Genomic DNA, 25,645 nt, shown 5'->3' with positions numbered 1-25,645 from the left:
GGCTTGGGCCTCGCCGGACTCTTCGTAGTCGAGGCTGGCATACCCGCGGGTCCGCGACTTCAGCGCGTCGAAGAAGTCGAAGATGATTTCCGCCATCGGCAGCGTGTATCGAAGTTCGACGCGGGTTTCCGAAAGATAGTCCATGCCACCGAGTTCGCCGCGTCGCGACTGGCACAGTTCCATAATCGCGCCGACGAATTCACTCGGAGCGATCACCGTGCTCTTGGTAATCGGCTCCCAAATTTCCCTCGATTTACCGTCCGGCCAATCGGATGGGTTGGTGACTATATGTTCGGTGCCGTCGTCCATCACCACCCGGTACACGACGTTGGGCGCGGTGGAGATGAGATTAAGACCGAACTCACGCTCCAGCCGTTCGCGAGTGATCTCCATATGCAGTAGTCCGAGGAAGCCGCACCGGAAGCCAAAGCCAAGTGCCACAGACGTTTCCGGCTCAAAGGTCAGTGCGGCGTCGTTGAGTTGCAGCTTCTCCAACGCTTCGCGCAACACTGGATAGTCCGAACCGTCCAGGGGATACAGGCCCGAGAAGACCATCGGCTGCGGCTCCCGATACCCGGTGAGTGCTTGCTCCGCGCCATTGCGCGCGGTGGTCACCGTGTCACCGACCTTCGACTGCCGCACATCCTTGACACCGGTGATGAGATAGCCGACTTCACCGACGCCCAGCCCTTTGGTGGGTTTCGGCTCCGGCGAGACGATGCCGACTTCGAGCAGTTCGTGCGTCGCACCGGTCGACATCATCTTGATTTTCTCGCGCGGGACGATCTTGCCGTCGACGACTCGCACATAGGTGACGACGCCGCGATAGGTGTCGTAAACGGAATCGAAGATCATCGCCCGAGCGGGGGCGTCGGAATCACCGACGGGCGCGGGTATCTGAGCCACCACGGCGTCGAGCAATTCGGCCACGCCGGCGCCGGTCTTGCCCGAGACCCGCAGCACCTCGTCGGGCTCACAGCCGATGATGTGCGCGATTTCGCCGGCGTAGCGATCGGGGTCGGCGGCCGGTAGGTCAATTTTGTTGAGGACCGGGATAATTGTGAGGTCGTTCTCCATCGCCAGATACAGATTGGCGAGTGTTTGCGCTTCAATGCCCTGCGCGGCATCGACGAGCAGGACCGCACCCTCACAGGCTTCGAGAGCACGGCTGACCTCATAGGTGAAGTCGACGTGCCCCGGGGTGTCGATCAGGTGCATCACATAGTCGGTGGTAGCCCCGTCGGCGTCAGTCACTTGCCACGGCAGCCGAACGTTCTGCGCCTTGATGGTGATGCCGCGTTCGCGTTCGATATCCATCCGGTCGAGGTATTGGGCACGCATGGCACGCTCCTCCACCACCCCGGTGAGCTGCAGCATCCGGTCGGCCAGCGTGGATTTTCCGTGGTCGATGTGCGCGATGATGCAAAAGTTCCGGATCCGGTCTGGATCGGTGAACGTCGTATCGGCGAAACTGGAAATCTCTGCTGCTCCCTCGTATGGCTGGAACTCCTCCAGCGGCGTCGGGGTCCATTTTGTCACGAGCAGCGCCCGACGACGTTTCCGGACTGTTTAGGGTGGACCCGTGGCTGAACTCGAAGAGGTCGTCGACGACGGTGTGGTTGCCAGCGTTCATCGCCCCGCTACCACCGCGCTGGCAACGGTCGTTCTGGCGCACGGCGCGGGCGGCAACCGAGACGCCGCGATCCTGCGCGCCTATGCCGACGAGTTCGTGTCGCGAGGCGTGGCCGTAGCCCGAATTGATCTGCCCTACCGGCAACGCCGGCCGAAGGGACCGCCGAGCCCATCGACGGCGGCGGCTGATCGAGCCGGAATCGCGGCGGCGTGCGCACTATTCGGCAGTTTGTCGGATGGACCACTGATCGTCGGCGGGCATTCCTACGGTGGCCGTCAGGCATCGATGCTGATCGCCGACGACGCCTCGCTCGCCGCAGGTCTCTTTCTCAGCTCTTATCCACTGCACCCGCCGGGCAAACCGGATCGACTGCGGACCGAGCACTTACCGTCCATCACCGTGCCGACGCTGGTGATCCACGGCAGTAGCGACCCATTCGCGTCCTCCGACGAGCTACGGGAAGCGACGAAGTTGATCGATGCCCAATCGCAGATTGTGACCGTCAAGGCGCCGCACAGTCTCAACCCAGCGCGTACCAATGTCGCCCAATTGGCCGTCGATGCCGCGCTGGACCTGCTGATCGGCATGTAATTCGCGCGAACGATAGTTGGCTTTCACCAGGTGAATCGGTGACTTACGGTGTCGAACATGACCACTCGACGTTTACTCGCCACATTCGGAATCGCAGCCATTACCGCGGTTGGTGCGACAACATTGGTTGCCACCCCAGCCCAGGCCGCCCCCTACAACTGGGGCGCCATCGCCTATGACTGGGATGGAAACACCGCCACCGCGGTCGACTATGGCAGCGAACCCGCCGCCCGGAATGCCGTGGTACGCCGTTGTGGCGCGCACTGCGGGTATTTCACCTTCTACAACTCCTGTGGCGCGGTCGCCTATTCGCGAGACGGTCGGCATTCGGGCCAGTCACGGGGCTACCCGACGCGCCGAGCCGCCGAACGAGCCGCGCTGAGTCGTGTACCGGGCCGCGGGATCGTCGCGGCATATGCCTGCACGACCCGCTGACCAAATCCTGCGAGCGATCACAACTTCCCGGGCCACCGGTGCGATTCGTTCCGTAGCAGATCGATCGCCGAACCCATCCGCCCCAACCGGGCAGTAAGGCATGTCGTGCTCTTGTAACGTCGAAGTTCATGAGTGATGTCGAAGTACCGACAGTCGATCATCCGCCACAGTCCGACCGAGGAGGCCTGAGCCGAGGCTGGCAGTCGGTCAATCCGCGCGTCTTTCTCATCGCGGCCGCGATTGTCCTGGCCCTGGCCGTATGGGCACTGATCGCCCCGGGTTCGGCCGACCGCGTAATCACCAACGTCGTCACCTTCATCACCGAGTGGTTCGGATGGTGGTACTTCTTGTTGGCCACCGCGATAGTCGCCGTCGTACTGTTCGTCGCGATGAGCCGGTACGGGAAGATCCGCCTCGGCCCCGACGAATCACGTCCGGAGTACAGCCTTTTCACCTGGACGGCAATGCTGTTCGCGGCCGGTATCGGGATCGATCTGATGTTCTTCTCGGTCGCCGAACCGGTGACTCAGTATCTCAATCCGCCGGTCGGACCGGGAGAAACCAACGCGGCCGCGGCCGACGCGGTGACCTGGACGCTGTTTCACTACGGCATCAGCGGCTGGGCGATGTACGCGCTTATGGGTGCGGCGTTGGCGTACTTCGCGTTTCGGAAGAACCTGCCGCTGACGATCCGCTCCGTGCTGTACCCGATCATCGGAAAACGAGTCAACGGCGCGGTCGGCGACACCATCGACGTGGCGGCGGTACTCGGCACCATCTTCGGTATCGCGACGTCGCTGGGCATCGGAATCGTTCAACTGGCATATGGCTTGCACGAGATGTTCGGCATGTCGCAGGGAAAGGCGACCCAGATCGGCCTGATCGTATTGTCGGTGATCATCGCGACCGCGTCGGCGACGTCGGGTGTCGACAAAGGTATCCGACGCCTCTCCGAGCTGAATGTCATTCTGTCCCTTGTTCTTCTGGTCTACATCTTGGTGACCGGAAAGACCTCCTTCTTGCTCAACGCACTCGTGATGAACACCGGCGACTATGTGTCGACCTTCGCCGATCGAACGTTGAACACGATGGCGTGGGACGCGCCAACCGAATGGCTCAACTCGTGGACTCTGTTCTTCTGGGCGTGGTGGGTGGCGTGGACTCCATTCGTCGGACTGTTCCTCGCCCGAATCTCGCGTGGCCGCACCGTCCGGCAGTTCGTCGCCGGCGTCCTCACGGTGCCGTTCGGCTTCATCCTGCTTTGGGTATCGATCTTCGGTAACAGTGCCCTCGAAGTCGCCCGTGGCGATAAGGATTTCGCGAATACCACCGCTACCAAACCTGAGCAGGGCTTCTACGACCTCCTCGAGAAGTACCCTGGTGCACCACTTCTTCTGGGCATCGCCACCATCACCGGGTTGCTGTACTACGTGACGAGTGCCGATTCGGGTGCCCTGGTAATGGGCAACTTCACCTCGCGCCTGCGGGACCCGTTGGAAGACTGCAGCAAAGCCAACCGCATCTTCTGGTCGTGTGCCATCGGCCTCCTGACTCTCGCCATGCTTTTCGCGGGAGCCGAAGGATCGATCCTTACCTTGCAGAAGGCGACCATCATCATGGGATTGCCGTTCTCATTCGTGCTCGCTCTGGTCGGCCTCGCACTACTACGCGCGCTGCGGCAGGAAACCGTGAAGACCGACAGTTTTCGCGCCGCCCTTCCCAAAGCGATCGCGGCGGGACGCCCGTCTGGTGGCGACGGCGCCCTGTGGCGGCGCAGACTACTCGCGACGTTGCAGTATCCGGGCGCGAACGCCACCGAGAAGTTCTTGAAATCGACTGTGACACAGTCGATGATGACGGTCGCCGACGAATTGCGAAACTCCGGCGTCGAGGCATCGGTCAGCACCGACGTCGACGAGAACGGCCTTCCCACGCCAAAACTGACGATCGACCTCGCGGGCGAGCCGGTCTTCGAATACTCGGTCGGCGCCATCTCATCGATCGCGCCGACCTACGCCGTTCGCACCAGCCGTGCCACCGATCGCTACTTCCGTTGCGAGGTGTATCTCACCGAGGGCGCACAAGGCTATTCGCTCAACGGCTATACGGTGGAACAGGTCATCGGCGACATCTTGGACCAATACGAGCGACACCTGGGATATCTCCATCTACGCCGGACACAATCGGATTCTCGCGACTCGTCCGGCCTTGACCGCGACAACCTCGACGACCTAGACGAAGGAGTAACCACCCCATGACCGCAACGGGCACACTCTTCATCGACGGCCTGTGGCGTACCGCCGCCGACGGCGGTACCCGCGAAATCCGCTGTCCCGCAGACGGATCGTTGGTCGGCATAGTCGACGAGGGCAGTGCCGCCGATACCGAAGCCGCCATCGCGGCAGCTAGACACGCTTTCGACGACGGTCCGTGGCCACGCACATCGACGGGGGAACGCAGCGCGTTGCTGCTCCGGGTCGCCGACGAGATCGATTCCCGTCGAGACGATTTCGCGCGGGCCGAGACACTTGACACCGGAAAACGCCTGTCGGAGTCAGAGATTGACATGGCGGACATCGCCGCCTGCTTCCGTTATTTCGCGAAGCTGGCCGTCGCCGAGAGCGGAAGGATCGTCGACGCCGGGTCACCCGATATCGATTCCCGCATCGTCTATGAACCAGTTGGCGTGTGCGGCCTCATCACCCCGTGGAACTACCCGCTACTCCAGGCCGCGTGGAAGGTCGCGCCCGCACTCGTCGCGGGAAATACCTTCGTCCTCAAGCCGGCCGAGCTGACTCCGCACACCGCGATCCTGTTGATGGAAGTACTCGAGGCGGTAGGGTTGCCACCGGGGGTCGCCAACCTGGTGCTGGGCGCGGGAGCCGTTGCCGGAGCTCCACTCTCGTCGCACATCGACGTCGACCTGGTCTCCTTCACCGGCGGTTTGGTTACCGGTCGAGTCATCGCGGCGGCCGCCGCATCGACAGTCAAGAAGGTTGCTCTCGAACTGGGCGGCAAGAATCCCAACGTGGTTTTCGCTGACGCGTGCGATACGCCCGAACGACTGGCCGCCAGTGTCGACAACGCCCTCAATGCCGCGTTCCTGCATTCGGGCCAGGTGTGCTCGGCGGGTGCCAGGCTCATCGTCGAAGAATCGGCCCGGGACCGATTCGTGGCCGAGTTAGTACGGCGGGCCAACGGAATTCGTCTCGGCCTCCCCTTCGCCGAAGGCACCGAGACCGGTCCGCTGATCTCGGCCGCTCATCGCGACAAAGTGCACACATATGTCGAACGGGCCCGAGAACAGGGAGCGCTGATCGCTATCGGCGGACGCTTCGCCACTGGTGATGCTGGGTCGGGGTCGCTCGACGACGGCTTCTTCTACGAGCCGACCGTAATCGATCACGCCACTCGCGAAATGGATTGCGTCCACGACGAAGCATTCGGCCCGACCGTCACCGTCGAAACCTTCACCGACGAAGACGAGGCCGTGGCCATCGCCAACGACACCGAATACGGTCTCGCCGGAGCGGTGTGGTCCTCGGACAGCGCGCGCGCCCGACGAGTCGCCGCACGGCTACGCCACGGCACGGTGTGGGTCAATGACTTCGGACCGTATCTGCCCCAGGCGGAATGGGGCGGATTCGGCGCTTCGGGTATCGGACGCGAATTGGGGCCGGCCGGTCTTGCCGAGTACCGCGAAGCAAAACATGTCTACGAGAATCTGCGCCCCGCCGTCACCGGCTGGTTCGCGAACCGGGAGGACTGAGTATGAGCACTGATACTTCCACCGAATACGACTACGTCATCATCGGCGGCGGGTCTGCCGGTGCGGCGATCGCCGCACGGCTCTCGGAGGACACGTCGGTACGCGTGTGCCTGGTCGAGGCCGGTCCCAGTGACGTCGACGACGATGCCATCCTGCGGCTCGACCAATGGATGAACCTCCTGGAATCCGGCTACGACTGGGATTATCCGATCGAACCCCAGGAGAATGGCAACTCCTTCATGCGACATGCGCGCGCTAAAGTGTTGGGCGGCTGCAGTTCTCACAACAGCTGCATCGCCTTCTGGGCACCGAGAGAGGATCTGGACTCCTGGCGCGACGATCATGGAGCCACCGGCTGGGGAGCCGACGACGTCTATCGGCTCTATCAGCGGATCGAGACGAACGACGCACCCGGTGATCACCACGGGCGCAACGGTCCGGTGAATCTGATGACCGTCGAGCCACGTGATCCGTGCGGGGTCGCCCTGCTCGACGCGTGCGAGTCGGTCGGTATCCCCCGCGCGGCGTTCAATGCGAATACGACGGTGACCAACGGCGCCAACTTCTTTCAGATCAATCGTCGCGCCGATGGCGTTCGCGCGTCGTCGTCGGTCAGCTACCTCCATCCCATCCTTGAACGCCCGAATCTGACTATCCGTACCGGATCATGGTGCAAGCGAATCCTTTTCGACGACGCAGCAACGCCGCGCGCGGTCGGGGTCGATATCACCGACAACGCCTTCGGCCGCACGACCACGCTGACAGCCGCCCGTGAGATCATCCTGTCGACCGGCGCGATCGACTCACCCAAACTACTGATGCTCAGCGGTATCGGACCGGCAGAACATCTGCGCGAGAACGGAATCGACGTACTCGTGGATTCCCCCGGCGTCGGCGAACATCTACAAGATCACCCCGAAGGGGTCATCGGGTTCGAGGCCGCGCGGCCGATGGTCACCGAATCCACTCAGTGGTGGGAGATCGGCGTCTTCACCACCACGGTCGACGGCCTCGACCGCCCGGACCTGATGATGCACTACGGCAGTGTGCCGTTCGATATGCATACTCTGCGGCAGGGTTATCCGACGTCGGAGAACACCTTCTGTCTGACTCCCAATGTGACACACGCTCGTTCACGAGGGACCGTGCGGCTGCGCTCTCGCGACTTCCGGGATAAGCCGCGTGTCGATCCTCGCTATTTCACCGACGCGGAAGGCCACGATATGCGGGTGATGATCGCGGGTATTCGCAAGGCCCGCGAAATCGCCTCCGCGCCACCACTATCCGAATGGGTTGCGCGTGAACTGTATCCCGGACCGGAGGCAACCACCGACGCCGAGTTGGCCGACTACATCCGCCGGACGCATAACACCGTCTATCACCCGGCCGGTTCGGTTCGGATGGGCGCGCCCGACGACCCGCTCTCCCCGCTCGATCCCCAGTTGCGGGTGAAGGGCACCCGCGGGCTACGGGTAGCCGACGCCTCGGTTTTTCCCGAGCACACCACAGTCAATCCCAATATCACCGTGATGCTCGTGGGCGAACGGTGCGCGGAATTGATCAAGGCGGACTGGGCATAGGCGATAGTCGCGGGATCAGCTCGGCGTCGGGTCCGCGCCCGACGCCCCCGTCACCCCCGACCCGTGAAATTCGTCCGAATAGTTGGCTGGCGAGGGCAATATGCCCTTGCCCGGCAACTATTCGGACGATTTTCCCGATGACAGGCGACCGGCTAACTTCATCGCCGCCTCACGCCAGCCGCGTAATCTCAACTACCACATCAAGATCCGATGCTCCGGCGCCGGTGTAGATCCCCTTAAGTGGTGGTACATCCGAATAGTCCCGCCCCACTCCGACGCCGATATGTAACTCGGTGATGTGCTTGTTGTTGGTCGGATCGATTCCCCACCACGCGCCGGTCCATGCCTCCACCCACGCGTGACTCTCACCTTCGACGGCTTCGCCGATTTCGGCAACCGAGCGCGGATGCAGATATCCCGACACATACCGGGCCGGAATGCCGAGACTGCGCAGCAGCACCAGGGTCAGATGCGCGTAGTCCTGACAGACACCTTTGCGTTCCTTCCACGCTTCGACGGCAGTGGTGTGCACGCCCGTGGTGCCCGGTACGTAGTCCATCTCAGCGTGTACCCACTGGGCGACCGCGAGAACAGCTTCGGCCGGTGTGCGTCCTTTCGCCAACTTCTTAGCGGCTGACGCGAGCGTCCGATTCTTCGGCACATACGTTGTGGGCGTGAGCATTTCGTCGTATCGGTCGAGGACATAGTCGCCGCGCAATTCTTCCCACTCGGTTGCCGCCGCGACATCGGGAATGTTCTCGTTCTCGGTCTCGACCACCGAGGTGCCCGACACTTCGAGCTCTTCGTGTGGCGCGTGAAGGTCGAAGGCAGTGACGATGGTGCCCCAGTAGTCGGTGTAGCGATACTGACGCGAGGCGGGAGCCGTCTCGACGCGGTCGACGATCACGTTCTGGCGATGGTCATTTCGCGGTGTAAGTCGCGCTTCGTTGAATGACGAGGTGACCGGGCCGTTGTAGGCGAATCCGGTGGCATGCACGATTCGCAGGCGCGCTGTCATCGAGACTCCTGTGTGGCGATAGACGGCCGCGCATTGGCGTCGGCCCAGGAAACATATTGCGATACATGGAAATTGTCGGCGGAAATGGCTTCACTTACTTCCCGGCACATCGCTTGAATATCGAGGAGCCGGGACTCCAGATCCACCAGCAACAGTCCAGGCTCCAGAAATTCCAGCGAACTTCGAGCCCGGCCCAGCATCAGCAGCGCCTTGGATTGCTCACCAACCCGGCTCGGCCGCTTCTCCAGTTCGGCGAGATTAATCTCGGCAACGCGCAACGCGTGGAAGACCGACCGGGGGAACAATCGGTCGAGCACCATGAACTCCACCACGTGATCGGCGTCGAGTAGACCTCGATAGGTTCTCAAGTAAGTGTCATGTGCCCCAGCCGAGACCAGCACGCTCACCCACGACGGCGAACTGTTCCGATCGCCCGCGCGGGAGAGCAACATGCGCACCGTCATATCGACACGTTCCACCGACCGACCGACCAACAGGTAGCGATAGCCGTCGTCGTGGGACAGGGTCGCATCAGCCAGGCCTGCGAACATCGCCGCTCGGTCTTTGACATAGGCCAGAAACTCGTGCGGGCCGAGCCGCCGCGCTCGACGCTCCGCGTCGGACAGCCCGTTGTAGGTACTGTTCAGACATTCCCACATCTCACTCGATGTGACTTCCCTTGCGCCACGGGCATTTTCGCGCGCCGAAGCGATGAGGTCGGCGATCGATCCGGTGACGCCGCGATCGTAGGCGACGTACTCCGCCAACGACCAGACGTCCCAGCCATCCGACGTCGTGGGATCGAATCCGAGTACTTGCAGCACCAATCGTGCAGCGCGGTTCGGATCGGTCGTCGGCTCTTCCAGAAGTTGATGTACGACCACGTCGAGTATCCGGGCGATATCATCGGCCCGCTCGACATAGCGACCGATCCAGTAGAGCGATTCGGCGTTACGCGCCAACATGGCACTGACCTCCCGACCGCGAACTCTGTTGCTGCTGTTGTTGCTGCTGTTGCATGTTCGACAGATCCGGTCCCGATGCCGCCGGCGTAGGTTGTTTCACCGCCGACTCGGCCACCACTTCGTCGCCATCGTGCTGCGCCTCCTTCGGCGCCGTCCGCGATGCCAACACCCAGGTGTCCTTTGAACCGCCGCCCTGACTGGAGTTCACCACCAGCGACCCTTCGGGCAATGCGACCCGGGTGAGCCCGCCGGGCAGTACCCAGATCGAGTCACCGTCGTTGACCGCGAATGGCCGCAGATCGATATGCCGCGGCACCAGAGCGTCGCCGATCTTGGTCGGCGTCGTCGACAGTTGCACCACCGGTTGCGCGATCCAGCCGCGCGGATTGGCGCGGATCTTGCGGGTCATCGTGGCGAGCTCATCCTTAGTGGCGTCTGGACCGAAGACAATTCCGTACCCGCCGGACCCGTCGACCGGCTTAACCACCAACTCGTCGATGCGATCCAGTACTTCCTCGCATTCGGGATCCAGCCAGCAGCGCAGCGTGTCGACGTTCGACAGGGACGGTTTCTCGCCGAGGTAATACTCGATGATCTCGGGGACGTAGGTGTAAATCAGCTTGTCGTCGGCGACACCGTTTCCCAGCGCGCTGGAGATCACGACGTTGCCGGCACGCGCCGCGTTGACCAACCCCGCCACGCCCAGCATCGAATCGGGACGGAACTGCATCGGGTCGAGGAATTCGTCGTCGATCCGTCGGTAGATCACGTCGACCCGCTGTTCCCCGTCGGTGGTGCGCATGTAGACCACGTTGTCGCGGCAGAACAGGTCGCGCCCCTCGACCAATTCGACGCCCATTTGTCTGGCCAGCAGTGAATGCTCGAAGTATGCGGAATTGGCGACGCCGGGGGTCAGCACGACGACGGTCGGGTCCGACTCGTTGACCACCGCGGCCTTGCGCAGGGCACGAAGAAGATGACCGGGATAGTCGGCAACCGGACGAACTCGGTAGGAGGAGAACAGATCTGGGAAGACCCGGGCCATCGTCCGACGATTGGTCATCACATAGGACACTCCCGACGGGGACCGCACGTTGTCTTCGAGAACCCGGAACTCGCCCTTCTCGTCCCGAATGAGGTCGATACCAGCCACGTGGATACGCACGCCGTTCGGCGGCCGCATATTGGCGGCCTGCCGATGAAAGTGCTCGCAGGACACCACAAGTCGTTTGGGCACCACGCCGTCGCGCAGGATTTGCTGGTCGCCGTAGACGTCGTCGAGGAACATCTCCAACGCGGTAACGCGTTGTGCGATACCGGTTTCCAGCTTCGCCCACTCGGCTGCGGACAGCACCCGAGGCAGGACGTCGAGCGGGAACGGCCGTTCCTTGCCGGACAGCGAAAAGGTGATGCCCTGATCGATGAAGGCGCGACCGAGTGCGTCGACTCTCGCCTGAATATCGCCGCTGTCACTGGCTGCCATCGCCCGAAAAACACCGCGATAGGGTGCGCGTACACCACCCGACGCATCGAACATCTCGTCATACGCCGTCGAAGCGCGCGGCGTTTGTGCCGCGTATGCCGCGAAGATCTCTGCCGCGTCGGAGTCGTCCCGCGATGCTTTGTCCTTCGACGACTTGTCCTTGTCACCGCCAGATTTCGATCGCTTCGCTGCGTTCTTGGTCCTGGTGTCCTGTGCGATCGCGGCGTTCATCGGTTCATCGTGCAACAAAGTCAGGCGGCGCGCATTGCGAATAGATTACGGCCAGGTGTCGTAACATTCGGGATTTGGATAACTGAAAACCGCGCGGTGAGCCTGCGGCGACGGGCCCAGTCCCCCGGCCGGGGTTCAGAGTGCAGATTTCGGCCGGTCCCGACCGAGCGCGGCAATCGCTTTACGCTGTCCCCGTCTAACGACGTTCCGCGCCTTAGTCTCCCAACGCGGCCGCACGCGCGGCATCGGTGCCCGCTTGACCAGTTCGGCGATGGTGTCCAGTGCCACCCCGACGACGTCGGCGTCGGTGGTCTCGGCATCTCCGTCGACCGAAGCCGACGTCGATACCGTCAGATCATCGAGTGACCCGACAATGTCGTATCCCGCCGCGGCCAACCTCGCGATCATCGACGCCGAGTGTTGCGCGGCCCAATTGCGTTGCGGTTGAGCAAGTTCCGCGGGTCTGCCGACTGGCTCCGCGAAGAGGATGTCGCCGATCAACTGTCCCTTGACCACCCGCTCGTAACGCGCCCACTCGATCGCGTCAGGCTGCAACCGGTCGTTGAGTTGCCGCAGGAATTCGCTCTGCGCGGCCGACAACGACGCATTCGATGTCGGCACCGTCTTGGTCAGTTGGGCAGGATCAACATGCAATGCGGCCAGGAACCGTTCCCACAGTGTCGTCCCGCCGCACCCTTTCGACGGCACCGTGACGACATGGATCCGGCGCGCGGGTACGAATTTCTCCCAGCGTTTCAGAATCGTCAGATAGTCCTGAAACTCCCAGAAGGGCCCCTCCTCGCCGACCGACAGAGTTGGGTCGTCGACGTGGGCGGCGACCCGCGCTACGAATTCGTCGAGTGTGGCCCGACGTTGATTCTTGACATTCTCCTGCCAGACCGACGGCAGTTGCCGTGCCAGATCCCGCACGGTCGCCACCACGTGAATCTCGTCCGCGAAGGACAGATCGGCTACCAGCCGTTCGACATGTTCGGCAGTAGCAGTGGCGAATAACTCGTGCGAAAGCAGCGAGTTCCCCGACCAACCGCGCATCTGCGCGATCATCGTCGGCCATACCGAGGCATGCGCCGGGTCGACCCAATCGAGATAGCGTTCGGGCTGCAAATGTACGGCCGCGTGGAAGTGATCATCGATAGCATTACCCGGATAGAGCAAACCGGCAGACCGAAGTGCGATATCGCGGTTACGCCACAGCCGGTCCTGCAGATGGGTAGTCCCGGTTTTAGGTAGACCGACGTGCACATAGACCGCAGACATGGTGTCAACCATAGCGATCACGATGAGCGAAAATATTCGGCGTCCACCGTCGCTCATCGCCGATTTGGGCGCTACGCGCTCACGAGGTAAAGTAGACCGCTGACCGTCGAACTCCGGCATAGCCGTGCGGGTTCGTATCAGTAGCACTCATCACGAGCAATACGAAAAGGGTAGAAACGCGTGGCAAATATCAAGTCGCAGGTTAAGCGGATCCGCACCAACGAGGCGGCCCGACGTCGCAATCAGTCGGCGCGGTCGACCCTGCGTACCGCGATCCGCACCTTCCGCGAGGCCGTTGCCTCCGGCGACAAGGACGCCGCCGCTACCCTGCTGACCAGCACCAGCCGTCAGCTCGACAAGGCAGCCTCCAAGGGTGTTATCCACCCGAACCAGGCTGCCAACAAGAAGTCGGCGATGGCCATCGCCGTCAACAAGCTCTGAAATAGCGCTCGACACAAGCTTTTCCCGCTACCCCGTGTGACTCCCACGCAGTCACACGGGGTTTTGGCGTCGGCATTGCCGCCCGGATGGTCCCCCCAATCAGCGGCATGGATGCGGCTGGAGCATCTGCGCGGTCTATCGGGACCGGTTTGTTTTCGTTCTCACTTGATACACCCCGTCTACCCGCGCCGGTCGCGACTCGGCCGCAACTCAGCGATCTGGGCGACAGCGTGCTCCAGACTGAAGTCGGCGTCGGCAGCTTGGCCTTTCACGTCGGCGTTGAGCTGAGCCACCACCACCAAGGCGCTGGCGATCGAGTCCGAATCCCAGGCGCGGGCCTGCGCCTGCAGCTTCTTGACCCGAGTCGGCGGCATACCAAGTTCCGACGCCGCCGAGTACTGGTCAACCGATCCCAACGACCGCACACGGGCGATACCGTGCACCGCCTCGGCCAGAGCGTCAGCAAGCAGTACCCGTGGCACGCCATGATGAATCGCCCACGCGAGTGACTCCTGCGCACCAGCACGATTCCCAGTGACAGTCTGGTCGGCGATCTCGAAGCCAGTCACCTCCGGCCGTCCGGAGTAATAGAGCGTCACCGCGGCCGCGTCGATCTTGCCGCCAGTGTCGGCAACCAACTGGCTGCAGGCCGCGGCCAGTTCGCGCAACTCACCGCCGACACTCTGCGTCAATTGCTCGGCGACCGTGGACGATACCTTCACGTTCAGGTTCCGGAATTCCTGCGCGACGAACTTCACCCGGTCCGATGGCCATCTCGGCGCGACGCAGTCGTGTTCGACGGCCCCTGCCTTCCGCAACGCCGGTGCCATCGACTTCGCACGGCCACCGCCGTTATGCATCACCAACAGGGTGACCCCCTCGGGCAGTTGCGTAGCCGTCGATGCGATCAACGCGGCCGGTTCTTTTCCAGCTTCGGCCGCGGCCTCCAGCACAATGATGCGTTCTTCGGCGAAGAGGGACGGGCTCAGCAGTTCGGCCAATTCGTGTTCGGTGACCTCACCCGCCCGGATCCGGGTGACCGGCACCTGCTCGCCCGCTTCTCTGCTGGCTTGGTCCGTCACGGAACTGATTACCCGTCCAGCGAGAAAGTCGTCGTCGCCGAGCAAGAGGTGCAAGCGGTCTACCACCCCGCCTATGCTGCCAGAGACCCCTGACGAGTCCGGCGATGGCCGCACTCAATACGGCCACCAGCAGCGCGCCGACCATACCGTCGGGAACCGGAATTGCGCCCCACCCCTGGTTACCCAATGTCCGCGCGCACGCGAGCATCCACCACAACTCCGGCTCCAGCGCTCGGATCACGAGCTCCGCACATATCTGGCCGACCGGACCGCATGACGCGGCAACTGCCGCGATCGCGCCGAAGACACTGATCAGGCCCAGAACCGGCGCGACAACGATATTGGCCAGCACGCCGACCACGCTGAAGCGGCCACTAATCATGGCCACAACCGGTGCGGTTGCCAACTGAGCGATCACCGCCATCGCCAACACCTGAGCCAGTCCGTTAGGAATCCGATGGGCGCGAAGCCATTCCGCGCATGGACCACCGCACGCGATCAACGCGGCCGAGGCAGCAACGGACATCGCAAAGCCGGCATCGAGCGCCATCGACGGCCACCACAACAGCGCGACGATGATGGCCGTGCCCAACGCCGGCATCGCATGCGAGCGTCGAGACATCATCAATGCGAGTACGCCAACGATCCCCATCCCCGCCGCGCGCACTACACTCGGCGACGGCCGGACCACAACGGCGAAGCCGACGATCACTACTATGCCGATGATCGCGGTGGTGCGTGGACCCGCGCCTGCGAACGCGACCAATAGAATCGCCGCGCCGGTGATCAACGCGAAATTCGCGCCAGATACTGCGAGCAGATGCGACAGACTCGCGGCCCGAAAGTCGTCACGCACGGCATCGTCGACGCCGGAGGTGTCACCAAGGACCAAGCCGGGGAGCAGACCGGCTTGTTCGCTCGGTAATGCCCGCTGAGCGACTTGCGCGAAGCGCCAACGTATCGCCGCCGACACTTGAAGATAGGCCGGTCCAGCGTCGAGCATCGTCGGCGCCGACGTCGCGTTGAGTGTGGCGACCGTCAGGTCATGTCCGGGTGGAGCACGCACTGCGACAACTGCTTCGAGCCGCTGACCGGGTGAGACTATCGCCCAGTCACCACGGAGTGCACCGCTTACGAAAACGACGGCGTCGGCCGATCGAACGCGACGCGGATGGCCAGCGCCGTCGCGCCCGACGGCCCACACCGAGACCCGGACACGAAGCCGAGAACCGTTGGGGGCCAACCATTGCGGGTCGTCGGTCACCGCCACGACCACCGTTGTACGGTGACCGATCTCGGCACCCAGCCGGTGATGTTCAACAACACCGATCCGTAGTAGCAACACGCTGCCAACGCCCGCGGCCAATCCCGCGGTCGCGATAATCATCGCGGTCACCGGCCAACGCTCCGCGACTACGACAGCCCTTCCAACGAACATGACACATAACGCCACGCAGCCAATCACCAGCCATAGGGTGACAGGCGAGGGTAGCAACAGTGCCACCGCAGTTATGGCCCAACATCCAAGCGCCGGTGGGATCAACCGAAAGTCGTTGGACGACAATGCCGTTGTCCCCACACTCGGCGTCATACGGTCACCTTGTCGCGTAGCTTGGCCAGTCGCCCCGGCCCAATACCCTCGACTTCCGCGAGTTGATCGACCGAGGTAAATCGGCCATTTCGGTTGCGCCACTCAATAATCGCGGCTGCGGTAACCGGCCCTACCCCGGGCAGCGCATCGAGCTGAGCCGCCGTGGCGGTGTTCAAATCCACCTTGCCGGACGCCCCGCTCGGCAGGTCGGCTTCCGGTACGGGCTGCCCACCCGGACCTGGCAGGCCGGCCTCGTCAGCGGCGATGACCGCACTGCGCATCGCGCGACGATTACCGTCGCCGCTGAATCCGACGATGATCTGATCGCCGTCGTGAAGGGGACGAGCGAGATTGAGCGACAACAGATCTGCTCCGGGTCGCGGGCCACCGGCCGCCGCCAGAGCATCAGCGATACGCGCCTGGGGCCGAAGGTGTACCAGGCCCGGTCGATGAACCAACCCGACGACACTGATCACCAACCTCGCCGTCGTCGCCGACGACGGAGCCGACTGCTCGCCGGCAACTTTCGTAGAAAGAGGAACACGCGACGCGGTTGGACCGGCCGACGACGGGAAGTTGACCGGCCCAATGTCGGCGGGCGTATTGCGTACCATCACGACTGCGGCGACGACGACCGCGAGTATCCCGACAACTACCAGCGCCAGCGCAGCCGGTGGCGCTGGTAGTACTCGATGTGGCAGGTGGTCGTCGCTGACCACGAGCCGATCGGGATCGTCACCGTCGAGTAAATCCCGGACCGAATCCGGTGATAGATCCTCGGAATCTTCTTGCGGCGCAAGCCATGACGGCAACGCACCGATCCCAAACCGTCCCGAAGACTCATCATCAGGGCGGGATTCGACGGATTCCGGTTGGTCGTCATTCGGCATCCCGGGCCGCTGATACACCGGCCCGAGTCGACTCAGCGACGACTCACGAAGCTGTTCGTTCCTCCCCATGACGACACCGTAAAGATGCGGGCCGACCGATCAGACATTCGCGGCCTCGAATCTCAGCGCCCTGTGCACAACCTAGGACTGTGGACAACCCGTGGCGAATACGGTTACTCGTCGATTGTCAACGGTTCCAAGCGTGACCCGATCACCACACCCACCGCACCTCGTCCCACATGGCAGCCCAGAATCGGTCCCAGATCCACGACGACCGTCGAGGTGATCTTGCGGATGCGTTCGGCAAGTTTGGCGCGCACGTCTTCGGCGAGGTCGGGTGCCTGGCAATGCTGGATACCCAAGGTGATCTCGGTGCCCTTGGACACCTCGACCGCGGCATCGAGCATCTTCGCCAGAGCCTTGGAGAAGGTTCGATGCCGCTCGCGCAGCACCAGCGACCCATCAACGGTATGCAGGATCGGTTTGATGGACAGCGCGGAGCCCAATAGTTTGCTCGCCGCGCTCATCCGCCCACTGTTGCGCAGATTCTCCAAATTCTGCACGGCCATTAACGATTCGACAATCGCCGATTCCCGGATCGCCTCCTCATACACGCGATCCCGGTCGCCACCGGCGGCCGCGGCCTGCGCCGCGGCGAGCGCCGCAAACCCCACCGCCAGACCCACAGACCTCGAATCCACGACCCGAACCTGCCCCGAATACTGTTCGGCGGCCAACCGCGCGGCACTCCATGTGCCCGACAGTCGACGGGACATATGGACGGCTACCACGCCGTCGCCGTCGCTCTCGTCGATCGCCTCGCCGAACGCCGTCTCCAAGTCATTAGGGATCGCTCCCGACGTCGTCACACCCGGCGTGGTCACAATGTCATCGGGGATATCGTCGACGCCTTCGCGGTAATCGACGCCGTTGACCGTCAGATGCAACGGAACCTGTTTGATCCGGTACCGCTCGACGAGTGATTGCGGCAACCGCGCGGAGGAATCTGTGACGACGACAACTGGCACCCGTTCAGATTAGTCGGTGGGTCAGCCGACCCGACGGTCAGCCAATACCGACGACACAGCGGGCACGGTTACCTCGGCGATCGCGGCGTGACACTTGATGCCCCAGTGGATACCGTCGGGATTCATCCCCGAAGCCGGATCGGCGAAAGCGTCCCGGGTCGTCGGATAGAAATCGACGGTGACCAGGTCATGGTCGGCCGCCCACCGCCGCATCGCAGCCGTTGTCGGTACCCGACCGGCGTGCACTCTGCCGTAATACGGACTGATATGCGTCGATGGCAGGCAGACCACAATCGGCAGGTCCGGACGCAATTGCGAAATCGCACCGCGCACCTTCTCCAGGTACTCGACGGTGATGCGGGGCGGTAGCGCCATCGGCCAGCCCAACGGCGAAAGCCGAGGCTGAAGCCAGCCATATGCGTCACGCACCGCGGCCCGCAATCGCGACGGTCGCAGGTAGCGGATCTGTTCACGCAGCGCGGTTGGCAGCGGTGACGGAAGACTGTCCATTCCGCCGATCGCGAGTACCACGACATCGGCGGTGGGTAGCGCCGCCCAGATACGCGGGTCCTGGGTAAGCGCCCACCACACATCACGCGTGGTCCAGCCGATCCGGCCGAACAACTCAACCCGGCGCCCCACCGCGGCCCCGACCCTATTGGGCCAGATGGACGGGTCGTCGGCGGCCAAGCCGCCTTTCGGACCGTAATACGCCAGCGAATCCGATAAGACGACGATGCTGCCGGCGGCTGCAAAATCGGGCCCGCTCGCTTCGCTCCCGGCGCCCGCCACACTGGGCCCGCTCGCCCCGCTCCCGGCGCCCGCCACACTGGGCACTATCTACACGCCCTCCGCCGTCGCGTTCCATACATCGAGTCGCCAGACGGGCGGCTCACCGTCGAAGCTGTGACCGCTCAATTGAACCCAGCCGGTGTTGGCGAGACCGCCGAAGACCGACCAATTCGCTTGTGGCAGGCCCAATAGCGACGCCGTCATCGCGGCAATCACACCACCGTGGGCGACCAGTACCACCGGAGCCTCCGGCGAATCTCCCGACCCCCAATCAGGAAGTACCGCAAGGAGATCCGCGACAACGGGGGTTGCCCGCGTTGCGACGTTAACCCGACTCTCGCCACCCGGCGGCGCCCACGTCGCGTCATCACGCCAGGTACGTCGTGCACCGGGCAACGCCGCGTCGACGTCGACATGCGTCTTGCCCTGCCACTCGCCGAGGTACGTCTCACGCAGCCGATCATCGATGGTCAGCGGGACACCGGTCGCCGACGACAATTCCTCCGCGGTCAGCCGGGCGCGCTGTAGATCCGACGACCAAATAGCGCGCGGGGTGCGTACCGCCAACGCGGCGGCCGCCCGACGCGCCTGATCCTCGCCGACCGGCGATAGTTCGGTGTCGAGTTGCCCCTGCATCCGACTGTCCGCATTGAACTCGGTCTGCCCGTGGCGCAACAGAATTAGGCGACGCACCACCGGGGTCAACCGCTCAACGCTGGTGTCGTGCTCGTCGGGCCCGCCGCTCATACGTCCTCACCCGCCGCGTCCGATTCAGCAGCCTGCTCAAGGCCCGGCACCTCGACCACCGGGCAGTCTTTCCACAGCCGCTCCAGCGCGTAGAACTCGCGCTCGTCGGCGTGGAAGATATGCACCACGACATCGGTGTAGTCGAGTAGCGACCAACGCCCCTCGCGAGCCCCTTCACGGCGTACCGGCTTGTGGCCCGCCTCGCGCAGCTTGTCTTCGACTTCATCGACAATCGCGTTGACCTGACGTTCATTGTCCGCGGACCCGATGACGAACGCGTCGGTGATGACGAGCTGCTCGGACACATCGATGACGGTCACTTCGTGGGCGAGTTTGTCGACGGCTGCCAATGCGGCGACCCGTGCCATCTCCAGCGCCTCTGGTGAAGCTGTCACGCGACTCCTTTCGGTTGACCGGCGTTGTGACGCCGGTAGCGGGTGCACCTACGGTGCTGACACACCGGGCGAAGATGCACGGGGTGGCCGGTAAAGCTGTCGCTTGTTGACGTACTGCACGACGCCGTCGGGCACCAGGTACCAGACGGGCCGCCCGGCGCGAGCACGCTCGCGACAATCGGTCGACGAGATCGCCAGCGCCGGAATCTCCAACATCTGCAGGGTATCGGGCGGGAGCGCTTCCAGATGCGCGGCCAGGTGTGTCGCGTTCAGTTCGTAACCGGGGCGACTGACACCGACGAAGTGCGCCAGTTCGAACAGACCCTCCCAGTCCTGCCACGAGAGGATCGACTCCAAGGCGTCTGCTCCGGTGATGAAGAACAACTCGGCATCGGGAAGTACCGCACGCAAATCACGCAACGTATCGACGGTGTAGGTGTCACCCTTGCGGTCAATATCCACTCGACTGACACTGAACTGTGGATTTGACGCCGTCGCGATCACCGTCATGAGATACCGATCTTCGGCTGGACTCACCGGCCGCCGGCCCGGAACCTTCTCACGCTGGCTCTTCTGCCAGGGTCGTCCGGTTGGCACAAAGATCACTTCGTCCAGCTCGAAGCGGTGGGCCACCTCGCTCGCGGCGACGAGATGCCCGTTGTGAATCGGATCGAAGGTCCCACCCATGACACCGATGCGACGCCGTCTGGCTCCTGACATGAGAGCTGACATTACTCGGACACTCAATGCGGCCGTTTTCCCACCGTCGCCACGCCTTGTACGACGCAGCGGTGAACAACATCTGACATCTTCGGGCAGTGACCGTTCTCCCGGTTGCCGGTACAGATGGCGCCCCCTATCGTTCGGCCTCGTGAGAATCACTCGTCTGCGTTCCCTACTGACCATCATCTGTGCTGTCGCGACGATCACCGCCGGTACGGCGCTGCTCGACGTGGGCGCTGGCGCGGCGTCCGCGGCACCGGGTCTGAGCGCCGGTCGGGTGCTTGACTTGCAAGCGCATCGCGGCGGTCGCGGCGAGCACACCGAAGAATCTCTGGCCGGATTTGCCGCGGCGCTACGCCTCGGGGTCAGCACCCTCGAACTCGACATCGTGGTGTCCCGCGATCACCAGCCGCTCGTGTGGCACGATCCAAAAATCCAGGCCGACAAATGCGCCGACACCAAACCAGCACGACCCGGCGACCCGCAATTCCCCTACGTCGGCAAACTGGTGCACGATCTCACGCTGGCCCAGTTGGAAACGCTTGTATGCGCCAAGGTGCTGGAGAAGTTTCCCACCGCACATCCGGTCGCCGGAAATCGAATCGCAACTCTCGCTGAGGTTTTCGCCCTCGCGGGCCGGTTAGGTGCGCGGAACGTCGGGTTCAATATCGAAACCAAGATCGAGGCCGAGAAGCGTGCGGACTCGGCGACGCCGATCGAATTCGTCGCGGTCATCCTCAACGAATTGCGTTCCGCGCAACGAGTTCTGCATCGCAAACCCAATGCCACGATCCAGAGTTTCGATTGGCGTTCCCTGCCACTGGTGAAACTCGCCGACCCGTCTATCAAGACTGTCGCGCTGTGGGACGAGACCACGTGGAAGCCGAACTCGGCGTGGCTCGGTCCGGTCAATTATGCTGCGGTACACGGTGATCCGATAGCCGGAGCTAAGCAGGTCGGTGCGTCGATCCTCTCGCCCGGCTACTCCAACCCGTCCGGTCAGACCACCTCCGACCGCGGTTTCCGCCTAGTCGCCGACGCCCCGTTCATTCGTCGCGCCCACGCGGCCGGACTCAAAGTGATCCCGTGGACCATCAACGACGAAGACGTGATGACCGCACAGATCAACGCCGGGGCCGATGGCATCATCACCGACTACCCGACGAAGTTGCGGGCGTTGATGGCTAAGCGCGGAATGGTGTTGCCCCGCAAGTATTAACGAACTCAGACCGGCAACAAGTCCGCGATGACCTTGCCCAGTTGACTGGCCGTGCGGCATTCGTGCATCTCGATGACCTCGGCATACTCGTCTGCTTCGGAATCGCCGCCACCCCAGTTGCTCTTCTCTTCGGGGTTCAGCCAGTAGGCGTGGCGGACTCGTTCGGTCAGATCCCGCAGGCTTTCGGTACGCGGGTGGTGATAGTTGTTGCGGGCATCGCCGAGGATGAGCAACGCACCGCGATGAGTCAGGGAGTCCAGATACTCTTCGGCAAAGCCGCGCAACATGTTTCCGTAATCCGAATGCCCGTCCCGCGTACTGATCCGCGCCTGCGTGATCATCGCGGTCATCACTTCACCGAACCGCTCGTCGCTGTTACCGCGATCGAAGTAGTCGGTCACCTCGTCGACGGTATCGACGAAGGCGAATACCCGGACCTTGGCGAATTGCTGCCGAAGTGCGTAGACCAATTGCAGGGTGAACTGGGAGAATCCGGCAACCGACCCGGAAACATCGCAGATGATGACCAGCTCGGGTCGTCCGGGACGAGGCTTACGATGGCTCAGATTAATCGGCACACCGCCGGTAGACATGGACGCGCGCAATGTCTTTCGCACATCGACGGCGCCCCGATGCGCCCGACGGCGCCGGATCTCCAAGCGGGAGGCCAGAAGTCGCGCCAACGGAGCGACCGTGCGGCGAATCTCGGCGAGGTCCTTTGCTCCCGCGGACAGAAAATTCGTATGCTCGGGGAGCTTTGGCACCGCGTAATCGGCGACACGGTCACGGCCGTTGCGCAATGCCATCCGACGTTGCGTTTCACTCTCAATCTCCCCGCGCAATTGCGCGACGCGATCAGCAGCGGCGCGGCGGTACATCGGCTGTGTGCCCGCCCTCCCCTGCTCGGGTGCATCGCCGGCCGCCATCGCGGCTGCGATGGACGCGATCAGCGTCTGCGGGCTCACCGCCGACAGCGCTTGATATGCCGAAAATGCCTGTCCCCGAGCCGATTCGTAGGACCCGACCTCGTCGACGATCATCGCGACCAACGCGGCCTGCTGGGCCTGGGCCTCCGGTGAATCGTCGGCCAGTACCTCTGCCAGCATTTCACGTAGCGCCGAGATATCAACGGCGCCATCATCGTCACGCGGGATCTCAGTTGCCGCACTGCGCGCTCCGACGCCCAGCGGAAACCAGAGATCGAAGGTCTTGTCGAAGACCACCCGATGTGTCTGGTCGCGCAGCAGTGTCGCCGCCAGACCCTCGCGAAAACTATTGCGGTTCAACAGGTCCAAGACCTCAGTCGCCTGACCGGCATCGATTAGTTGCGATGGTCCGATCGCCATACCGCGCCGACGCAACTCCTCGACGAAGCCGGTGAGATGTTCGGCGAGGGGATGTGATGCAGTAGTCGACACGACTGATCAGCCGAGTTTGAGTTCGGTCAGCGCGGTTTTCAGGTCGGGGCGGTGTTTGAGCACCACCCCGAGCGTCCGCGCGATCAGTCCATCATCGAGTTTGCCCGACGTCAACTTCCGATCGGAACCGTCAGCACCCAACTGCAACAATGTATTTCCCCAGTCGATGGTCTCGGCGACCGACGGCTTCTTCCGAATGTCCAGTGTTCGCAACACCCCGATGACCCGTACGATTTCGGCGGCCAGCGCCGACGACAGCTCGGGAACGCGCGATGCGAGAATCGCCCTCTCCCGCACCGGATCCGGGAAATCGATGAACAGGTACAGACAGCGTCGTTTCAGCGCCTCGGAAAGTTCGCGGGTCGCATTCGACGTGAGAATCACGATGGGGCGCCGGGTCGCCGTGACGGTACCCATCTCCGGGATACTGACCGCGAAATCACTGAGTATTTCCAGCAATAGGCCCTCGATGTCGACGTCGGCTTTATCGACCTCGTCGATAAGCAGCACCGTCGGTTCGGTGCGGGAGATCGCGGTGAGTAGCGGACGTGGGAGTAGGAACTCTTCGGAGAAGATATCCGCCTTGGTCTCGGACCAGTCACGGTTGTCGCTGGCCTGGATCGCGAGGATCTGTTTGGCGTGATTCCACTCGTAAAGGGCCCGAGCCTCATCGATCCCCTCGTAACACTGCAGCCGCACCAGCTCGGCGCCGGTGGCAAGCGAAAGTGCGCGTGCGAGTTCGGTTTTGCCGACACCCGCCGGTCCCTCGATGAGCAGCGGCTTGCCGAGCCGGTCGGCGAGGAAGGCCGCGGTCGCCGTCGCGTCGTCGGCGAGATAACCCGTTGCTTCCAATCGTGTTGTGACATCGGCGATGTCGCCGAAAGTCGAGACGATCGGAGCACTTTCGAATGACGGAGCCTTGTGATCACTCATCAGACTGGCCGTACCTGTCCATCGCCCCACACAATCCATTTCGTCGACGTCAACTCGGACAATCCCATCGGACCTCGGGCATGCAATTTCTGAGTGGAGATGCCGATCTCGGCACCAAACCCGAATTGTTCCCCGTCGGTGAACGCGGTGGACGCGTTAACCATGACGGCGGCAGCATCGACCCGATCGGTGAATTCGGTAGCGGCAGCCAAATCTCGGGTAACGATGGCCTCAGTATGCCCAGTGCCCCACCGGTCGATATGCGCGACTGCCGCATCGAGATCCGTAACGGTCTTCATTGCGATATCGAGCGACAGGTATTCGTCGCCCCAGTCGACATCGGTCGCGGGAATCAACGCCTGCTCCCCGATCGCCAGCGAGCGAGTCGAATCCAGCAGGGCCTCGTCGCCGTGAATGATCACGCCTTCGGCCTGGAGCACCGAGATAATCCGCGGCACCGCTTCGGCGGCGATCGCGGCGTCGATCAACACGGTCTCTGCCGTATTGCAGACGCTGGGACGTCGAGTCTTGGAATTGACGATGACCCTGGTGGCCACGTCGAGGTCGGCGTCGGCGTGGACATACACGTGGCAATTGCCGGTCCCGGTCTCGATCGTCGGGACCGTCGCGTTGGCGACGACGGCGTTGATGAGGCCAGCGCCACCGCGCGGAATCACGACGTCAACGAGTCCTCGCGCGGTGATGAGCGCGGTGACGCTGGACCGATCCTGGGCGGGCAATAGAGCGACCGCATCGGCAGCGATCTTTCGAGCGGTAAGCGTGTGGCGAATGATTCGGACCAGTTCGGCGTTGGATTGGGCGGCCGAAGACGACCCGCGCAACAACACCGCGTTACCGGACTTGAAGGCGATACCGAAAGCATCGACCGTCACGTTCGGCCGTGCCTCGTAGACGATGCCGACGACACCAAGCGGCACCCGTACCTGGCGCAGTCGCAGACCGTTGGGCAGGGTCTTCCCCGCGATCACTTCGCCGATCGGATCGGCCAGCGACGCCACCTGGCGCAGCCCGTTGGCAATTCCAGTGACACGGTCAGCGGTGAGCCGCAAGCGGTCGAGCAAGCTCGACTCGGTACCGGCCGCCTCGGCTCGCTCGATGTCGCTGGCGTTGGCGGCCAGGATCGAGTCACGCTCGGATTCGATCGCTTCGGCGACTGCGAGCAGCGCCGCATTCTTATCAGCGGTCGACAATCGGGCCAAGTCACGCGCCGACGTACGCGCGGCTGTAGCCTGCGCGATCACCGTCGCCGTAATGTCGGTTCCGTCGATATCATCGGCCGTCTCCGGTCCGACGGTGGGTGCGCTCATTGATTCCTCGCCTCAAAGCTGCGTGAACAGATCTTTCTAGGCTAACGCGCGCGCGATAACGGTATTCCGTTGGCC

23 protein-coding genes are annotated in these 25,645 nt (G+C 63.0%); 7 read left to right on the top strand and 16 right to left on the bottom strand.

Annotated elements, in window-relative coordinates; genetic code table 11:
- Positions 1-1,539, bottom strand: a 1,539-nt coding sequence (gene lepA / locus GOEFS_RS09610; protein WP_007317708.1) for a translation elongation factor 4, incomplete at its 3' end; no start/stop codon positions are given.
- A gap of 43 nt (positions 1,540-1,582) precedes the next feature.
- Between lepA and GOEFS_RS09605 the strand changes: the two genes are divergently transcribed.
- The 5 genes from GOEFS_RS09605 to GOEFS_RS09585 all read left to right on the top strand — a co-directional run bounded on the left by GOEFS_RS09605 (position 1,583) and on the right by GOEFS_RS09585 (position 8,008).
- The gene (locus GOEFS_RS09605; protein ID WP_007317707.1) at positions 1,583-2,224 is read left to right on the top strand and encodes an alpha/beta hydrolase family protein; all 642 of its coding nucleotides are present in this window, start codon (positions 1,583-1,585) and stop codon (positions 2,222-2,224) included.
- A gap of 57 nt (positions 2,225-2,281) precedes the next feature.
- On the top strand, positions 2,282-2,659 hold the full coding sequence (locus GOEFS_RS09600; protein WP_040524843.1) for a DUF4189 domain-containing protein: 378 nt from the start codon (positions 2,282-2,284) through the stop codon (positions 2,657-2,659).
- Between the two features lie 128 nt (positions 2,660-2,787).
- The gene (betT, locus tag GOEFS_RS09595; protein WP_007317705.1) at positions 2,788-4,917 is read left to right on the top strand and encodes a choline BCCT transporter BetT; all 2,130 of its coding nucleotides are present in this window, start codon (positions 2,788-2,790) and stop codon (positions 4,915-4,917) included.
- Positions 4,914-6,428, top strand: coding sequence for an aldehyde dehydrogenase family protein (locus GOEFS_RS09590; RefSeq protein WP_007317704.1), 1,515 nt, complete (start codon positions 4,914-4,916; stop codon positions 6,426-6,428). Before betT ends, GOEFS_RS09590 begins: the two co-directional genes overlap by 4 nt.
- Before the next feature lie 2 nt (positions 6,429-6,430).
- Positions 6,431-8,008: a GMC family oxidoreductase gene (locus tag GOEFS_RS09585; RefSeq protein WP_007317703.1), complete on the top strand. Its 1,578-nt coding sequence runs from the start codon at positions 6,431-6,433 to the stop codon at positions 8,006-8,008.
- 169 nt (positions 8,009-8,177) lie between these two features.
- Here GOEFS_RS09585 and GOEFS_RS09580 read toward each other — a convergent pair whose 3' ends face one another.
- From GOEFS_RS09580 to GOEFS_RS09565, 4 genes are all read right to left on the bottom strand, one after another.
- On the bottom strand, positions 8,178-9,026 hold the full coding sequence (locus GOEFS_RS09580) for a transglutaminase family protein (RefSeq protein ID WP_007317702.1): 849 nt from the start codon (positions 9,024-9,026) through the stop codon (positions 8,178-8,180).
- A complete protein-coding gene (locus GOEFS_RS09575; RefSeq protein ID WP_007317701.1) occupies positions 9,023-9,991 on the bottom strand; it encodes an alpha-E domain-containing protein in 969 nt (322 codons plus the stop codon). Before GOEFS_RS09575 ends, GOEFS_RS09580 begins: the two co-directional genes overlap by 4 nt.
- Entirely contained in the window at positions 9,978-11,705 is a 1,728-nt protein-coding gene (locus GOEFS_RS09570) for a circularly permuted type 2 ATP-grasp protein (RefSeq protein WP_007317700.1), read from the bottom strand. The genes GOEFS_RS09575 and GOEFS_RS09570 overlap by 14 nt, the downstream gene beginning before the upstream one ends.
- Positions 11,706-11,840: 135 nt before the next feature.
- Complete coding sequence (locus GOEFS_RS09565; protein ID WP_040524852.1) at positions 11,841-12,983, bottom strand: hypothetical protein; 1,143 nt, start codon at positions 12,981-12,983, stop codon at positions 11,841-11,843.
- A gap of 180 nt (positions 12,984-13,163) precedes the next feature.
- On the opposite strand from GOEFS_RS09565, the gene rpsT reads away from it, so the two are divergent.
- Entirely contained in the window at positions 13,164-13,424 is a 261-nt protein-coding gene (gene rpsT / locus GOEFS_RS09560) for a 30S ribosomal protein S20 (protein ID WP_007317698.1), read from the top strand.
- Positions 13,425-13,603: 179 nt separating this feature from the next.
- On the opposite strand, the gene holA is transcribed toward rpsT, so the two are convergent.
- From holA to nadD, 8 genes are all read right to left on the bottom strand, one after another.
- Complete coding sequence (gene holA, locus GOEFS_RS09555) at positions 13,604-14,560, bottom strand: DNA polymerase III subunit delta (RefSeq protein ID WP_245549811.1); 957 nt, start codon at positions 14,558-14,560, stop codon at positions 13,604-13,606.
- Positions 14,442-16,097 (bottom strand): ComEC/Rec2 family competence protein, encoded by a 1,656-nt coding sequence (locus GOEFS_RS22835; RefSeq protein WP_007317696.1) that lies wholly within the window; start codon positions 16,095-16,097, stop codon positions 14,442-14,444. Before GOEFS_RS22835 ends, holA begins: the two co-directional genes overlap by 119 nt.
- Entirely contained in the window at positions 16,094-17,056 is a 963-nt protein-coding gene (locus GOEFS_RS09545; protein ID WP_085949516.1) for a ComEA family DNA-binding protein, read from the bottom strand. The genes GOEFS_RS22835 and GOEFS_RS09545 overlap by 4 nt, the downstream gene beginning before the upstream one ends.
- A gap of 104 nt (positions 17,057-17,160) precedes the next feature.
- Positions 17,161-18,015: a DegV family protein gene (locus GOEFS_RS09540; RefSeq protein WP_007317694.1), complete on the bottom strand. Its 855-nt coding sequence runs from the start codon at positions 18,013-18,015 to the stop codon at positions 17,161-17,163.
- Between the two features lie 21 nt (positions 18,016-18,036).
- Complete coding sequence (gene octT / locus GOEFS_RS09535) at positions 18,037-18,807, bottom strand: diglucosylglycerate octanoyltransferase (protein WP_050949852.1); 771 nt, start codon at positions 18,805-18,807, stop codon at positions 18,037-18,039.
- Between the two features lie 48 nt (positions 18,808-18,855).
- Complete coding sequence (locus tag GOEFS_RS09530; RefSeq protein ID WP_007317692.1) at positions 18,856-19,554, bottom strand: histidine phosphatase family protein; 699 nt, start codon at positions 19,552-19,554, stop codon at positions 18,856-18,858.
- A complete protein-coding gene (gene rsfS / locus GOEFS_RS09525; protein ID WP_007317691.1) occupies positions 19,551-19,949 on the bottom strand; it encodes a ribosome silencing factor in 399 nt (132 codons plus the stop codon). Before rsfS ends, GOEFS_RS09530 begins: the two co-directional genes overlap by 4 nt.
- Before the next feature lie 48 nt (positions 19,950-19,997).
- The gene (gene nadD / locus GOEFS_RS09520; protein WP_040524841.1) at positions 19,998-20,669 is read right to left on the bottom strand and encodes a nicotinate-nucleotide adenylyltransferase; all 672 of its coding nucleotides are present in this window, start codon (positions 20,667-20,669) and stop codon (positions 19,998-20,000) included.
- A 232-nt stretch (positions 20,670-20,901) separates the two neighbouring features.
- Here nadD and GOEFS_RS09515 point away from each other — a divergent pair, with 232 nt between their 5' ends.
- Positions 20,902-21,891 (top strand): glycerophosphodiester phosphodiesterase family protein, encoded by a 990-nt coding sequence (locus GOEFS_RS09515; RefSeq protein ID WP_040524849.1) that lies wholly within the window; start codon positions 20,902-20,904, stop codon positions 21,889-21,891.
- Between the two features lie 5 nt (positions 21,892-21,896).
- Here GOEFS_RS09515 and GOEFS_RS09510 read toward each other — a convergent pair whose 3' ends face one another.
- From GOEFS_RS09510 to GOEFS_RS09500, 3 genes are read right to left on the bottom strand one after another with little or no spacing between them, the layout of a single operon-like run.
- Positions 21,897-23,309 (bottom strand): vWA domain-containing protein, encoded by a 1,413-nt coding sequence (locus tag GOEFS_RS09510; RefSeq protein WP_007317688.1) that lies wholly within the window; start codon positions 23,307-23,309, stop codon positions 21,897-21,899.
- A 6-nt stretch (positions 23,310-23,315) separates the two neighbouring features.
- Entirely contained in the window at positions 23,316-24,242 is a 927-nt protein-coding gene (locus GOEFS_RS09505) for an AAA family ATPase (RefSeq protein WP_007317687.1), read from the bottom strand.
- Positions 24,242-25,570: a glutamate-5-semialdehyde dehydrogenase gene (locus tag GOEFS_RS09500; RefSeq protein ID WP_007317686.1), complete on the bottom strand. Its 1,329-nt coding sequence runs from the start codon at positions 25,568-25,570 to the stop codon at positions 24,242-24,244. The genes GOEFS_RS09505 and GOEFS_RS09500 overlap by 1 nt, the downstream gene beginning before the upstream one ends.
- Positions 25,571-25,645 lie beyond the last annotated feature (75 nt).

The organism is Gordonia effusa NBRC 100432, assembly GCF_000241305.1.
Classification (GTDB): Bacteria; Actinomycetota; Actinomycetes; order Mycobacteriales; family Mycobacteriaceae; genus Gordonia; species Gordonia effusa.
The sequence above is the reverse complement of the archived record's forward strand: the minus strand, read 5'-3'. Positions and strand labels throughout refer to the sequence as shown.